We start from the raw sequence: 15,607 nt of genomic DNA on the forward strand, positions 1-15,607 counted from the left end.
AATTCTTATATGATTTATTATAACAACTTCAGATACCAATGGAATTTAAAGAAGATGACCCCTGTTCAATACAGGAATCATCTTCTTAAGATTGCTTAACTCTTTTTTAAAATGTCCTTTACAAAGGGTACACTTTATTGAAGAGAAGCTTCTTGTTTTTTTAGCTATACACTTTGTGTTAACTCTGTTTTGGATGTATTCCGTTGTTTTTTGGATTTCCTGAAATAAAGCAGTTCATAAAATACAGGAACAATAAATAGTGTCAAGACTGTTGCTACTGCAAGTCCGCCAATAACTACAACCGCTAGCCCTTTCGAAACGAGGCTACCAGCTTCTGCATGTGCAAATAACAGCGGCAGCATAGCACTAATGGTTGCGACAGCTGTCATAACAATTGGTCTCGTTCTAGTAGCTGCTGCTTCCACTATGGCTTCACGTATAGACATATGCTCTTCATTTTGTTTAATTTTATCAATTAATACGATGGCATTCGTAACAACAATTCCAATCAGCATTAATGCGCCTAATAGGGCAGTTGAATCAACCGAAACTCTTGAAACCACTAATCCAAGAATAGCTCCGATAGATGCAAGTGGTAATGTCATTAGAATAGCAACTGGTGTCCTTAGAGTCCTAAATGTCATAACCATAATCAAATAAACTAAACCGATTGAGATAATCATGACTAACCCTAAATCAGCAAATTCACTTGCTTGCTGAGTAACCGCACCGCCCTTAACAAGCTTAACATTCTTAGGCAGTTTCAGCTTATCCAGTTTCTTATCTATATCCGCGGAAATAACGGAAAGCTTATTAGGATTTACTTCTGCACTGATGCGAATATATTCTTTTCCATTCTTATGAAGCACAGTACTTCTTTGTGTTACTTTCTCAATTTTAGCAATGTCAGAAAGGGGAACCATACCTGCTTGGGTTGCTATTTGAATATTATCCAAATCGTTTTTAGAAGTTGGATTTAGATCGGTGTTCATCACAACAGATGTTTCTTTCCCATCTAATGTCAAGCTACCGATTGGTGTTTTGTTTAATAATCCATTTAATTGCATGGCAATTTGCCCTGTATTGGCTTTTGTCGGGTCTACAACAAATTGATAGACTGGTTTCTTTTCTTCAGCATTGGAAGCGACTTTTTTAACACCTTTTGTCCCATCAATTGTCTTAACTAAATCATTCGAAGCCTCTAACAGCTTATCTCGTTCTGGTCCTTCCAAATCGTAGGTGATTGCATTTTGGCTTGAGCTCATAAAAGATGCTGTAGATGCTTGAATATCGGCATTTGGATAGTCATTTTTCAATGCATTCACATCTTTAATAAAATCGTCCGCATTGGCATTATCCTTCATGATAATAGTGAAGGTCGTTTGGGTAGGATTGGATACCTCACCCCATTTTGCCTGTTCTTCGCTATTTCCTTGTTGAGTAATGATAGATTGATATCCTTTTAACTTTAATAGCTTATTTTCAAAATCTAGACCGTTGTCTTGAACTTTTGAAATTGGTGTATCACTTGGATAGGTCATTGTAACAGATACCATTGAATTATCATCTGCACTAACTGATCCTTTTGGAAGCACCGTATAAAGGGTAATTGAGCCTACAAACATAATAAAAGCGAAGAGGACTGGTACCCATTTATGATTAAGATTCCATTTTAAGATATTCATATAGCGCTTTGGTTCTTTATGCTCTGGCAATTTTGCCTTTTTTAACAGTCCGAACGACATTAATGGAACAACCGTTAAGGCAACTAATAGAGAAGCCAGAAGGGAATAAGTTACCGTTAAAGCAAATGGAAGTAAAAATGCTTTTAATGAACTTTGAATAAGTCCCATAGGCAAAAACACAGCTATAGTCGTAAGGGTAGAGGATGTAATTGCCTTTCCTACTTCGCCGGTTGCCTGCATAACAGTTTCTTTTGAAAAACCTTCCTTCTGAGTCTTCCTGAATATATTCTCGACAACAACTATACTATCATCTACTAATCGACCAACTGCTACTGCTACTCCTCCCAATGTAAGAATGTTCAGCGTAATGCCTGAGCGCCAAAGTAACAACAAAGTAAGTCCTAGAGATAGTGGAATAGATACAACTGTAATCAATGTGGAACGAATATTTCTTAAGAATAAAACAATCACGATAGTTGCAAATAGGGCACCTAATAATACTTCTCTTAGCATACTGTTAACAGAGTCAACCACCATATTTGAACTAGAGAACAGGATTTCTGTGTGTATACCTGTGTAGGATTTATTAATATCATCTGAAACCTTTTTAATATCTTTTCCAACGGTTACCGCACTAGCACTGCTCTCTTTTGTGATAGAGATAGCCATTGCATCTTTACCATTTACATGGGTAATTCCTTCTTGACCATTGCTTCTTTGAATATCAGCAACATCTTTTAAATGTACCACAGGTGCATTTGGTACAGTAGGAGGTAGAACAAGATCTCCCAGTTCTTTGATACTTGTAATATTTCCGATTACTTTTAGGTTACTCATCTGCCCATCTATGTTCTTATCTCCTAAAGATACAGAAAGATTCTGCCCCTGTAGTAAACTCATAACCGAATTGATAGATTGCTGCTTAGTAGCTAATTTGTTCATATTCAATTTTAATTCAATCACTGGATTTTCTTTTCCTAAGAGTGAGACATTGCCTACTCCTTTAATACTTTCGAACTTAGGCAATATCTCTTTCTCTAGTTTTTCCACATTGGCTTCCTTAGAGCCTTTATCGAAAGCGATGGAAAGCTGTGCTACTGGAATCATAGACGTATCATACTGTATGATATTTGGCTTGGATACAGTATCTGGTAGCTTCAAACTGTTTATGGCATCTTCAACTTGCTTTTTCGCTTCCTTCATATTGGTTTTGGAATCAAAGGAGATGTTCACCTGGGAATAACCATCGCCTGTCGTAGAAAAAACATCTGTTTTGCCTTTAACAGTGGCTACTGCATTTTCAATTGGTTCTGTAACCTCTTGTGTCATCGTTTGCGAATTATATCCTTGTCCTATAGTTGCAACCGTTACCTGAGGATTATCGGCTTCCGGCATCAATTCCATCGGCAAAATAAAATAACTGCCGATCCCGAGTCCCAAGGTTAAAACAGTCATTACAATTAAGGCTGCCTTATTTCGAAAGGCCCATTTCGTTAAATACTTCATAAAAATTATAAAACCCCTTCCAACTTTTCTCTTTGTTTGCTAATAGTCCGATAAAATAGCAGTAATTTCCTTCCTTGCCAAAAAGATTATAACACCTTTCGTATATGGATAAATCCTTTTATAGATTTATTTTTATCTAAGACCTAAGACGGATGACTTTATATATATGTGTGTTTAATAAGAGAAGAATGAAAGGGTTAAGGGGATGTTCGAAGTGGAAAATCATTGAAATAAATTCAAGTTTGTGACTAAAGATGGGTTGTTATTGGTCCCGTCTTATTGTTAACTTAAGAATTAAGAGGAATTTCATGAAGCCCATTTTCAAAAAAAAATATGTAAAAAATCACATACCTATTACCTACAACAAAAACATAAATAAACTTACTTCAAATAATTAATCACTCCACATTCATAAATCCGACATAATGAACATTCCAGATGAATTATAGATATAAACAAATTAGAAATACAATATTTTAGAAAAATTAGGAGGACAAATAGGTGAAAAAAAATATTAGAGCGTGGTTAACAGGGGTTATTCTGTTTTGTTTGATCCTTGGTCCAACCCAATCTATCTCACTTGCTGCGAGTGATAAAAAAGTCATAGGTTATGAATTTAACTATGGGTTAGTTGCCTTTAAGCAATATGGAAAGTATGGAATGCTAGATAAAAAGGGGAAGGTAGCGGTTAAACCGATATATGATGAAATTACCCTATATGGAAATACGAGTTTATTCCTCGTGAAAAAGAATAAGAAGTATGGGTTTATAAATAAAAAGGGAAAAGTCATAGTAACACCACAATACGATTCAATATCTTTTGAAAATCCTATAGTAGTAGAGAAGAGCGGGAAATACGGATTGATCCGAAATTCTGGAAAGAAGATTGTTCAACCTAAGTATGACAGCATTGAAAGATTCCAAAATGGCGTCGCACTTTTTAAATGTAAAGGCAAATTCGGGATCATGGACAAAGATGGAAAAGTAATACTTAAACCAACCTATGATAACATCACACAAAACAATAACGGAGTATTTACTTTCTCCAAAAATAAAAAGTATGGATTAATTAATAAGCGAGGCAAAGTTATCGTAACCCCTACTTATGAATCATTGGGCTATTTTGGTAATGGTCTATATAAGTCGAAACTGGATGGGAAATACGGGGTTTTGAACTCAGGTGGAAAGATCCTAGCCACTCCTTTATATGATCAAATATCATCTTATTTTAATGGTTTTGCACAAGTAAAGGGAAATGGTAAATACGGATTCATTAGCGCAACAGGAAAAGTAATTGCTAAGCCAATTTATGATTCCGTTAATGTATTTAGAAATGGAATTGCTCCAGTTGAAGTCGACGGAAAGCTTGGATATATCGACACAAATGGAAAAATGATTATTCAACCAATATTTGAGAAAGCGTATGATGATGATGGAAATTCAATCTATGAATTTTGGCAAAATGCTGCAGTAGTGATGAAAGATGGAAAGTATGGTGTTATTAATAAAAATGGCCAAGTCATTCTTGATTTTCAGTATGATTCGATCAGTTTGTTTAACAAAAAAGGGTTAGCGATCATTAATCATGATAACAGATTTGGAGTTGTTAATGATAAGGGAAAGGTGATCGTAAAGCCATCCTATGATTATATAAGATTTGCAACCTACGGTGATGGGGAGTTTACTGGTGATTTTGTAATCTTCAAAGAAAATAACAAGGAAGGTGCAATAAGCAAAGATGGAAAAGTAATCCTCAATCCAATATACGATCGAATTGATCCTTTTGAACATAAGGGTTTAATTAGAATAATGCAAGGTAATAAATATGGAATTTCTGATGCAGCCGGAAATATGTTAGTAAATCCTAAATATGAGGATATCGGCTATTTTTACAAAATAAACGAATATTTAGCTTATGTATACTATAAAGGTAAATACGGATTTTTGAATGATAAGGGGAAAACGGTCATTACCCCCAAATATGATCAAGTAGGCAGTTTTAAAGAAGGGCTAGTCTACGTGAAGAAAAATGGAAAAGCAGGATTTGTTGACAAGAAAGGCAAGGTAGTGATTAAGTTGATTTATAATTAAGGCTCTTTCCTTAAAGATTGCTTGTATTATAATTGAAAATGATATATGGAACAATAAAAAGCGATTATTCAATTGAATAGTCGTTTTTTTCGTTTTAACAGATATAAATGAGGTTGTTATATATAGAAATAATAATTTCCTTCAGCTTTTCCTCCTTGATCCCAACCTTAACAAAATCGGCGATGATTACATCACCGGTAGGGGTGAACAGATTGGTAAGATTGGATTTGTTTTTGTTTGGGGCTGTTTTCTCTATTGGATAAAAGATACTTACGGGAAAAGTACGATGCTTTGGACCTTCCTCAAAAATTTCGGTTCTATTTATATCATCTATAACCTTAACAGTCCTGCCGACCGCAAAATTCGTACCCATACTATTTCCTCCTATATTAAAACGATTATTTTTACGTAATTCGACATCAGCTCTATAATTCCTTTTTTATCCTTTTCATAGGAAGGGATTTGAAAAAATATAGCGAATTCTTTCTAATGTATTATTTTTACAGTAGCAAAAATATATTTATAAGAACGGGGGAGTCCCTTGTCAGATATTCAATTTGTGGAACTGAATACCGAACTATTAGAAGGTATGGGCAGCTTCTGTCTTCGAAGTAAAAAGAAGTCAGCAGGTTATCAAAACAAAACGAACTGGCTAAAAGAAAGATTCGATCACGGTCTAAAGTATATACAATTAACAGAAAATGATAAACAAGTGGGGTTTATTGAATATACAGATGGCGAAAACTCCTCAAGGGTGGTGAAGGCAGATCATTATCTTGTAATCCATTGTCTATGGGTAAGTGAGACTGGAAAAGGATACGGGAGCAAACTAATTCAGAAATGCCTCGAAGATGCCAAACAACAGTCGAAATTAGGGGTTGTGGTGGTAACAAATCCTGAAACCTCATGGGCACCGAGCAAGGAAATCTTTTTAAGAAATGATTTTCAATTGGTGGATAATGCACCTTATGATTTTGAGTTACTTGCTCATCCATTCGATATTTGTTCTCCATTACCTGTCTTTCCAACGAACTGGTGGGAAAGAGTGAAAAGATTCCAAGATCTTACGATTCTAAGAACCTTTCAATGTCCATATGTTGAAATTGCCACAGAGAATATCCTTACTGGTGCGAAAAAGCTGGGAATCAAAGCGAACATCATTGATTTAAAAAACAGGGAAGAATTAATGGAGCTATCACCAACTCCTTATGGAATTTTTTCTGTTATTTTTAAGGGTGAGCTTATTACCTTTCATAGATTAACCGTTCATTCAGTCATTAAGCGGTTAAAGGAGCTTATTTAACAAAGCTTATAATTTGTTAAAGGGGGAGAAATATGTGATAATCTTATCTATTTTAACCATTCTTGTGAAAACAGGTCTCATTATATTTGGGATATATGCAGTTGTTAAGGTATTAAGATACCTAGAAGACAAGGAAATTCGTGAGATTATAAGAAATGAGAAGCTGGATAAGTTGATTGAGTTGTTAGGGGATAAAAATAAGGAATAATGCGTATATAGAAAAGGACACTTTTGATGGAGTGTCTTTTTGATTTTAATCATCATAATATGTTCCTTCGTATCCCCATAAATTTTACAGTCCATACGAATATATAAATATGTAAATATATTTTTATCAAAAAAAACTTAGTAAATAGTGATGCCTTTATCCATCTTTATTTTTCACCAAGCAATTTCCTCCGAAAAATTCATAAAAAGGGTGAAATGTGCCAATTAGCGCAAAAACTCATTTCAAAAAATGCTTCCTTAACAAGACAACATGGTGAAACACATTTATAGGAGAGTTGAAAATGTCAGAAGAACAGTATCGTTATCGTCAGGAACGAATACAAGCCGAAAAGGCGAAACAAAAGCAACAAAAAAGAGGAAAATCATCCAAGAAATTTTCAATCATAAAAAAGGTGTTCCTTGCGTTTTTTATTTTAGGCATTTTGGCAATCGGAATAGGTACCATTGTCTTTATTTCTATGATAAAGGACGCGCCTAAATTAGATGCCTCTAAATTAGAAGTTCCGCTTTCAACTAAATTTTACGATAAAAACGGGAACTTTTTATACGAATATGGGAAGGAAAAGAGGACCAATATAACCTATTCACAACTTCCCGAAATGCTGGAGCATGCCTTCATTGCAACAGAGGATGCACGTTTTTACAAACATCATGGCATCGATATGAAAGGAACGGCAAGAGCGATAACAGAAAATCTTACTGGAAATTTCGGGTCTCAAGGTGGCAGTACGATTACACAACAGGTTATTAAGAATTCTTTCCTGTCCCCGGAAAAAACAATAAAGAGAAAAGTGCAGGAATGGAGTTTGGCATATCAGCTGGAAAACAAATATACAAAGCATCAAATATTAATGATGTATTTAAATAAAATATATCTCGGTAATAGATCGTATGGAGTTGCTGCAGCTGCTAAATCTTATTATGGAGTAGATTCCAATCATCTAAAACAATTAACACTTCCAGAGATGGCAATGCTAGCGGGTCTACCGCAAAGTCCGAGCCATTACGATCCAACCGTACCTGAAAATAGAGAAGCGGCCACGAATCGCAGAAATGTTGTTCTTCAGGCTATGTATAATCAGGGGTATATTACCAAAAAGCAAATGAAGGATGCAGAAAAAGTACCAGTAACAAAAGGCCTTGTTCCAAAAAACAAAAAACAAGGTATGCCAAATGAAGCGTTTTTAGATGCAGCTGTTAAAGAAGTGGAGAGTAAGCTTAAAAATGTGGATATTTCAACAGATGGGTTATCTATATATACAACCATTGATCCAAAAGCGCAGGACTATGCCGATAAAATATTGAATACGAATTCTATTGTTGCTTACCCAAATGCTAAATTTCAAGGTGCGTTCGTATTCTTAGATACCAAAACAGGAGAGGTCCGAGCGATCGGAAGCGGCAGAAAAGATTTTAAAGCATCCTTTCGCGGAAATAACTTTGCCATTGATATTAAACGCCAGCCAGGGTCATCCTTTAAACCCATCCTTGATTATGGTCCAGCGATTGAAAATTTGAAATGGTCCACTGCACATCAAATAAATGATCAGCCGACAACCTATTATAGCGGTCAGTCTATTTCAAATTGGGATAACCAATATCATGGAATGTTGTCCATACGGAAAGCACTTCAATGGTCCTATAATATTCCCGCACTGCTGACACTTAGAGAAGTTGGGCTCGATAAGGCAAGGGACTTTGCAAAAAATCTTGGTATTCATTTTGAAAACAATACAGTTTACGAATCATATGCAATCGGAAGTAACACAGTCAGTCCATTAGAAATGGCTGGTGCGTACAGTGCTTTTGGTAATAAAGGGGTTTACAATGCTCCACATTTTGTCCAAAAGGTTGTTTATCCTAATGGCAAGGTTGTGCATTTTACTCCGAAACCAAAACAAGTAATGCATGATTATACTGCATATTTAATTACAGATATGTTACGGACGGTTGTCCGGTCAGGTACTGGTACAACAGCAAATGTTCCAGGGCTAGATATTGCCGGAAAAACGGGTACGACTAATTTTGATGATAAAACGATAGCTCGGTACGGTTATCCATCGCAAGCAACAAATGATAGCTGGATGGTAGGGTATACACCACAATACACGATGGCGGTTTGGACTGGTTACGAAAAAAATGGTCCAGGTAATTTTATGCTGGGGGATACGACTAAGATTTCTCAGCTTCTATTTAAAAACATGATGAATGCTTTTGGAACAGATCACAGTCCATTCCAGCAGCCTAGTGATGTATATAGAATGTATAATGAATTATATATAAAAGGCGGTAATCCTCAGGATATCCCGAGGCCACCGAAAAAAGAAACACATAAGGATAAAAAACCTAAACCGCATGGACCAAAGCACGATCATCCAAAGCACAAGGACAAACCAAAGCATGGTCCAAAGAAAAAACCTGGAAAAGGAAAGCATAAACATGGAGGATAGGGTGCCAAGCATCCTATCCTCCAAACCTTTTAAAACCGACTTTAAAGTTCACCTCAAACACTCTTCGCAAGGTCGATTACTTGTATTATTTTATTCTATAGTTATTGGGTCTCAGGCACCAAATGCTTAGGAGAACTTTTTGTTTATGGACTCCTATTCCGTTATCTGTGTCAAATAGGGTGATTTGTGTTGGATAGCGGTCACAGGTTCCTTTATTCACTAAAGCAGCTTTTTCCTATTAAAATTATGCTAATAGCAGAATTGGTGTCCTCAAAACTTGCAAAATAGCAGTTTTTTTTAAGATAGCGGATTCTGTATCCGTATAGAATGAATAAATACCACAATTACTTTATCGTAAATTAGTGCCCCATACATTATTCGCGATATCAATGACATGCTTAATTTTATTCCATTGATCCTCTTCCGTTAATTTGTTTCCTTCTTCCGTACTGGCAAAACCGCATTGTGGGCTTAATGCTAAGTTTTCTAGAGGAATATATTGACTTGCTTCTTGAATTCTGTCCTTTACACGATCAGGATTTTCTAATTCCGGGAATTTAGAAGTAATAAGTCCCAAAACAACCGTCAGGTCGTCACGTTTAAAGCTTTTTAACGGTTCAAAATCTCCGGATCGATTATCATCATATTCTAAGAAAAGACCATCTACATGTAAGTCAGCAAATATAGCATCAGATATTACATCATATCCGCCGCTTGTTATGTAAGTAGAACGGAAGTTTCCTCTGCAAATATGCATTGTAATCAACATATCAGCTGGTCTTTTGGAGATAGCTTCGTTTAAACAATTAACTCTCGATTGAATAATGTCTTGAACCTTCATATTGTGCTTTTCAACGACTGCTTGGATTCGGTCTTCTGAAACAAAATCTATCCATGAAGTATCGTCTAATTGCAGGTAACGGCACCCTGCATCATAGAAGGCTTGAATTGCTTTTTGATAGGCTACAACGGTATCATGATAGAACTCTTCAGTGTTTCCATCGTAATATTCATCACCTTGAATTCTTGTGAATAGCATATTAGGGCTTGGAATAGAAAACTTAGCTACTTGGCTACCATCTCCATACTTTTCGATTGCTTGCTTTAAAAATTGGAAGTGTTCGAGCATATTATGCTGTTGGAAGTCTATTTTGCCAACGACCTTAATAGCATGATTTTTTGGTTTGTCTCCCTTGAAGTTATTAATATATTCCGCATCAAACAGCTCCACACCATCTAAACCAGCGAGAAAATCTAAGTGCCAATAGGAACGCCTAAATTCACCATCTGTAATAGATTTTAAGCCAACCTCTATTTCTTTTTGAACAAGCTTTTCAATTTCGCGGTCTTCTACAGCTTTAAGCGTATTTTGATCGATTTCCCCGTTAAAATATGCCTTTCTTGCTTCTTTAATTGGTTCAGTTCTTAGAAAACTGCCTACATGGTCGGCTCTAAATGGAGCTTTTATTAATGTTTGTGCCATAAATATATTCCTTCTTTCTAGGTAAAATAAAAACCCTCTTCTTAAAAACAAGAAGAGGGATAAACTCCATAATGATGGATCTCTTCTTATCTTCAAGCAATTGCTACTGGAATTGGCACAGTACTTTAAAAAGTCTGCTGCCGAGGCTTCATAGGGCCAGTCCCTCCGCCTCTCTAGATAAGAATATTCAAAAATATTTAACTACTAGATAAATTACACCTGTTTCTCTAATCTGTCAATACCAAAATCTGTTTAAAAAAGGAAGTATGAACACAATGTCGAAATAGAATATAAAAAAACTCAAGGAGGAACAAAAGTGGCAAAGGTGATTTTAGTAAGGGGTAAAGCAGGAACGGGAAAAACGACCTTGGCGAAATCTATAGGAAAAATACTCAACGTATTTGTTCTGCATAAGGATGATATTTATGATAGTGTGGCTGCATTTGTTCATCATCATAACGATAGAAATCAAATATGCTTTGTCGCACTATACAAAATGCTCGCTTCATCACTGGAAAGCGGAGTGGATATAGTTATTGATTTTGGATTTAACCATATTAGTGATGCAGAAAAATTAAAAACATGGGTAATGGAGCGAAAGGGAATATTGAAGTCTATTCAATGTTACTGCAATGAAGAAGCCTGGGAAGAACGATTAAATAAAAGAAAGAAAAATCCTTTGCCTAACCAAATACTAAAGAATGTAGAAGAACTAAAGAAACATTATGCAAAAATGCAGGCGGGTGTTTTGGATGAGGAGCTGGTAATTGATACAAATTTAAATGTGGAGGAATTAGTTAGCAGGGCAATCGAATATATTGAATATTAACCTTTGTAATATTGGATGTAATATCTTGAACAAATCAAAAAGTCGACTTCCAAACAATCTGGAAGTCGACTTTCATGTAAATTAAACTGTTTCAGGATTTAATTGTTTCTTTTCCTGCTGATCGAAATTCTGTGTAACTTTTTTGGTATCCACACGCTTAACGAATAGAGCTAAAATGAGGGCTACAATATTGATTCCCAATGCAACGTAGAAGGAATATTGAATACCTGCCAGTAAAGCCTTTTGCGTTAATAAATGCTCTGTAGCTTTATTCATAGTGGTTGGATCCACATGTGTCATTAAATTTTCGGCCTTTGTTTTAGTAACAGAGTTCATGATCGTTACAAGAACAGCGGTACCAATAGAGCCAGAAACTTGTTGAGCCGTATTATTAATAGCTGTACCATGTGGATTTAATTGTGTTGGCAACTGATTTAAACCGTTTGTCATGATCGGCATCATTACCATCGACATACCAAACATACGAAGCGTATATACTAGAATAATATACGAGTGACTGGAATCTATTTGTAAGTTTGCTAACATATAAGTTGAAATAGCTGTAACCACTAGTCCTACTATTGCGAGAACTCGAGGACCAAATTTATCGAATAGTTTACCAGTTATTGGTGACATAATCCCCATAATAATTGCACCAGGAAGCATCATTAGTCCTGAATCCAAAGGAGTAATACCACGAACTTTTTGCACATATGCTGGTGTTAAAATCATTCCGGAGAACATTGCAACTGCGTTAACAATGGCTATGATAGAAGATAGTGCAAACATTGGATATTTATATGCTCTTAAATCTAATAATGGTTCCTTCATTTTGAATTGGCGAATAACGAAGGTGATTAATGAAATACCCCCAACAATTAAAGAGGTTACCACGATAGAATCTGACCAGCCATCGGAGCTTGCAGAACTAAATCCGTATAATAATCCGCCGAAGCCAATGCAGGATAGCACTACGGAAAAATAATCCAATTTTGCATTTTTGTTTTGTACCATTACATTTTTAGACTTCCAAATAGCTAGAATTAAGCTGATAACAGCTAATGGCAAAATCATTTTGAAAAGAAGACGCCAGTCATAATACTCTACAATATAACCTGATAAAGTAGGTCCGATAGCAGGGGCAGTAATCATAACTAATCCGAATACACCCATTGCTGCACCACGTTTTTCACGAGAGAAGCTTACAAGCATAATGTTCATTAATAATGGACCCATTACGGAAGAACCTGCTGCTTGAATCATACGTCCGGCAAGTAAAACACCGAAATTAGGTGCGAAGGCAGCAGTTGCAGTTCCTAGCGTAAAAATTGCCATGGATGTTATAAATAAACTTCGATTCGTAAAGCGTGTTAATAAATACGCTGATGCTGGAACAAGCACACCGCTCACAAGCATATAGCCAGTTGCTAGCCACTGTACAGTTGAATAATCTTTAATTTTTAAGTCAACCATAATAGTTGGAAGGGCCACATTTAATAGCGAGTTATTGAGAAAGGATACAAATGCTCCAATAAATAAAATCGCAAGCATTAAATATGGTGGTTTTTTCTGTTGTATTGCTGAATCCATAAATTTATTATCTCCTTATTGTATAAAATTCATTAGGTGATTAAACGTTTTATTATGTTCTTTGATTTTAGGACGAATGCAAATTTGTGCATTTATACCTTGTTTTTGAAGCTTTTTTACAAGCTTATGCAATTGATTATTTTTGTTTTTATTCCCATCAAGAAGCTCCATTATTGTTCATCCTTATGAAAACCTCTTTTTAGTAGCTGAATTTGCTCAATGAATTCATTTAAAGCATCTTCTTCAGATAAATCTTTCACAAACATATGAACCAAATTATGATTAGTAATTGCCATCATCATTTTTAATATATATCGAAGTTCATGCTCGTTCTGGATATTTAAATTGTTAGTATTAATTAATTTTATCGTATTTAACAATTGATTTTTCTTATTTTCTTCATAAACATTATTCGTTAGTGTATTTTCTAGCTTATAATTCATATTTGAGAATGCATTTTGAAAAAAGCTCTTGTTATCAGGATCTCTAAAATCCTGAATCATACAATGAAAGCACTCAATAAGGGTTTCAAATAAATCTCCGTTTTTTTTCTCCAAAATCGATAGAAAACGCTCGTGATTTTTTTGTCCCAATTCGTTTAATAAATAATAGTACAAATCCTCCTTATCCTCGAAATATTGATAAAAACTGCCTCTAGGTATTTTTGCATCCTTAATAATATTGGAAATGGATGCTGCATGTAATGGTACACGGGAAAATTCCTTTTTAGCAGCTTGAATTAACGTTTCTTGTTTTTCCTTCGCTAAATGAAAAAATGTTTGCTTTGGCATAACTATCCTCCGTTACTAGGAATATGACAATGTGTCATAATAGCGATATTCAAATTATATGTGACACGATGTCATATGTCAACGATAAAAATGACGCTGTGTCATATTTGTTATTTTACAAATTGAAGGAATTTAGGAAACAATTATCGAAAAAAAGAAGTATATAGAGGAGTTCTAAGTAACCTCGGGTGAAATGTGGAATATATTAAGGAAAAAAATAAATTACAAAGATCTAGATTGCGATCTTTTATTATGCGGACAGAGAATCCGTTATATTAATTACATTACCATCATTTAATGTATAAGAGGACACTGGTATCCCTTATATATGAAAAAACGTAAGAAAATCACCGTGTTTTATCAAAAAAACGAATCGTGAGTCCTCTATTATTAGAAAATTGGCTGTTTTGTTAGGAATAACGGAACGGATGTCCTCCATTCTCATCATTCTTCATTAATATGGACTACCTATGCAAACACATAATAATCTCATGAATATCATGATCAAAACGGATTCTTGTATGTTTAGACTCTACGCGTTCAAATTCGTCCATAATATTTTTAGATTTTGTTGCCGAAAACTTGCTGATGAAATCAGAATAAATGAAAAAGAACATTGTGAATTCCTCCATACTTAAGTATTGGTATTTACATAAGATCATTTTATAAGCAAAATTTTAAGTTCCGGTTAAGCTGATGTAAAAACAATATATAGTTATGAACCTTTTAAATGATTAAATATTTGATAGGAGTGAGGTCCAGAATGAAGAGGTATTCATGGATACTAGTATGGGTACTAATTTTGGGGTTTGTTAGTATACTAGTGATGAAATTATATAATGAACATAATCCTGAAGAACCTAAAGTAACCATTAAAGCACATATCACGAAGCTTACCTCTAATGAATATTCAGCCTTCAAAACCTATGACATTAAGAATCCCAATAGAATTGACTTTCGAAAGTTTACGTTAATCGTAGATATGAAACATTCGCATAAAATCATCTCTCGAAAGATTAATGTTCCAAGTAATACGGAACTTGAAAAAATAATCGAAGCGAATAATGGAGCAAGAGTTTTAAAGATGACTAACGGCTGGCAAGATAACAAAGAAGAAAATTTTGCTAATTATAATTACAAGATTTTCTTATATTGCAAAGGCTTCAATGAAGAAGAAATAAAAAAATCATTCCACTCGGCTTATATCAATGTCTCATGGGTTACAAAAGATGGAAAATCAACTGTTAAAAAATATGCTTTAAGTGATTTAATTACATTTGATTAAAGATTTCTAACTGCATTAGAACATCTTTAGAAAATTCTATAACTTGCACTTTCTACCTCTTTAAAACATATGAATGAAAAAATGAAGCAAGGGGGAAGGGAAAGATGGGTGAAATAGACAAAAGGAACAAGCTTAGCGAAGAACCGTTTTCCTATAATATCACGAAAAGCGGAACAGTAATTATTTATTATAAAAAGAAACAAATTAAAATGTTAAAAGGTAAAGAGGCTGAAAGATTAATAGCTAATATTATTGCTGCAAAAGATAATACAGTTCAGGTACAACTTTTGCTTGCCAAAATAACCGGAAACTTTAAACGTGGTAATGTGAAGTTGAATAAGAAGGAATAGCTTGGATTTTCTTTCT

Annotated in this window: 15 protein-coding genes and 1 riboswitch; of the genes, 8 read left to right on the forward strand and 7 right to left on the reverse strand. The window is 34.8% G+C overall.

Features of this window, described 5'->3' with window-relative positions; all coding sequences use genetic code 11:
- The coding region (locus KHA87_RS22565) for an IS3 family transposase (RefSeq protein ID WP_213094253.1) at positions 1–99 on the forward strand (99 nt) is incomplete at its 5' end.
- Between the two features lie 65 nt (positions 100–164).
- Here KHA87_RS22565 and KHA87_RS05390 read toward each other — a convergent pair.
- A complete protein-coding gene (locus KHA87_RS05390) occupies positions 165–3,191 on the reverse strand; it encodes an efflux RND transporter permease subunit (protein ID WP_213093068.1) in 3,027 nt (1,008 codons plus the stop codon).
- 501 nt (positions 3,192–3,692) lie between these two features.
- Between KHA87_RS05390 and KHA87_RS05395 the strand changes: the two genes are divergently transcribed.
- Positions 3,693–5,282, forward strand: a complete 1,590-nt coding sequence (locus KHA87_RS05395) for a WG repeat-containing protein (protein WP_213093069.1) — start codon at positions 3,693–3,695, stop codon at positions 5,280–5,282.
- Positions 5,283–5,376: 94 nt separating this feature from the next.
- On the opposite strand, the gene KHA87_RS05400 is transcribed toward KHA87_RS05395, so the two are convergent.
- Positions 5,377–5,655, reverse strand: a complete 279-nt coding sequence (locus KHA87_RS05400; RefSeq protein WP_213093070.1) for a hypothetical protein — start codon at positions 5,653–5,655, stop codon at positions 5,377–5,379.
- Between the two features lie 168 nt (positions 5,656–5,823).
- Between KHA87_RS05400 and KHA87_RS05405 the strand changes: the two genes are divergently transcribed.
- From KHA87_RS05405 to KHA87_RS05415, 3 genes are all read left to right on the forward strand, one after another.
- Positions 5,824–6,585, forward strand: coding sequence for a GNAT family N-acetyltransferase (locus KHA87_RS05405; RefSeq protein WP_213093071.1), 762 nt, complete (start codon positions 5,824–5,826; stop codon positions 6,583–6,585).
- A gap of 34 nt (positions 6,586–6,619) precedes the next feature.
- Positions 6,620–6,793 (forward strand): hypothetical protein, encoded by a 174-nt coding sequence (locus tag KHA87_RS05410; RefSeq protein ID WP_213093072.1) that lies wholly within the window; start codon positions 6,620–6,622, stop codon positions 6,791–6,793.
- A 301-nt stretch (positions 6,794–7,094) separates the two neighbouring features.
- Complete coding sequence (locus tag KHA87_RS05415; RefSeq protein WP_213093073.1) at positions 7,095–9,263, forward strand: transglycosylase domain-containing protein; 2,169 nt, start codon at positions 7,095–7,097, stop codon at positions 9,261–9,263.
- Positions 9,264–9,612: 349 nt separating this feature from the next.
- Here KHA87_RS05415 and KHA87_RS05420 read toward each other — a convergent pair whose 3' ends face one another.
- Positions 9,613–10,746 carry a 5-methyltetrahydropteroyltriglutamate--homocysteine S-methyltransferase gene (locus KHA87_RS05420; RefSeq protein WP_213093074.1) on the reverse strand — a complete coding sequence of 378 codons (1,134 nt, stop codon included), beginning with the start codon at positions 10,744–10,746 and terminating at the stop codon, positions 9,613–9,615.
- 83 nt (positions 10,747–10,829) lie between these two features.
- A riboswitch (SAM riboswitch) is annotated at positions 10,830–10,930 on the reverse strand.
- A gap of 132 nt (positions 10,931–11,062) precedes the next feature.
- Here KHA87_RS05420 and KHA87_RS05425 point away from each other — a divergent pair.
- Entirely contained in the window at positions 11,063–11,575 is a 513-nt protein-coding gene (locus KHA87_RS05425; protein WP_213093075.1) for a P-loop nucleotide/nucleoside kinase family protein, read from the forward strand.
- Positions 11,576–11,656: 81 nt separating this feature from the next.
- Here the strand turns inward: KHA87_RS05425 and KHA87_RS05430 are convergent, their stop codons facing one another.
- The 4 genes from KHA87_RS05430 to KHA87_RS05445 form a co-directional block, all read right to left on the reverse strand.
- Positions 11,657–13,165: an MDR family MFS transporter gene (locus KHA87_RS05430; RefSeq protein WP_213093076.1), complete on the reverse strand. Its 1,509-nt coding sequence runs from the start codon at positions 13,163–13,165 to the stop codon at positions 11,657–11,659.
- A gap of 15 nt (positions 13,166–13,180) precedes the next feature.
- Positions 13,181–13,336, reverse strand: coding sequence for a hypothetical protein (locus tag KHA87_RS05435; protein WP_213093077.1), 156 nt, complete (start codon positions 13,334–13,336; stop codon positions 13,181–13,183).
- Positions 13,336–13,956: a TetR/AcrR family transcriptional regulator gene (locus tag KHA87_RS05440; protein WP_213093078.1), complete on the reverse strand. Its 621-nt coding sequence runs from the start codon at positions 13,954–13,956 to the stop codon at positions 13,336–13,338. The genes KHA87_RS05435 and KHA87_RS05440 overlap by 1 nt, the downstream gene beginning before the upstream one ends.
- A 464-nt stretch (positions 13,957–14,420) precedes the next feature.
- Positions 14,421–14,573: a hypothetical protein gene (locus KHA87_RS05445; RefSeq protein WP_213093079.1), complete on the reverse strand. Its 153-nt coding sequence runs from the start codon at positions 14,571–14,573 to the stop codon at positions 14,421–14,423.
- 146 nt (positions 14,574–14,719) lie between these two features.
- Between KHA87_RS05445 and KHA87_RS05450 the strand changes: the two genes are divergently transcribed.
- Both KHA87_RS05450 and KHA87_RS05455 read left to right on the forward strand, forming a co-directional pair.
- Positions 14,720–15,241: a hypothetical protein gene (locus tag KHA87_RS05450; RefSeq protein WP_213093080.1), complete on the forward strand. Its 522-nt coding sequence runs from the start codon at positions 14,720–14,722 to the stop codon at positions 15,239–15,241.
- 104 nt (positions 15,242–15,345) lie between these two features.
- A complete protein-coding gene (locus KHA87_RS05455; RefSeq protein ID WP_213093081.1) occupies positions 15,346–15,591 on the forward strand; it encodes a hypothetical protein in 246 nt (81 codons plus the stop codon).
- Positions 15,592–15,607 lie beyond the last annotated feature (16 nt).

The sequence above is a fragment of the Bacillus sp. FJAT-49736 genome, assembly GCF_018343615.1.
Classification (GTDB): domain Bacteria; phylum Bacillota; class Bacilli; order Bacillales; family Bacillaceae_C; genus Margalitia.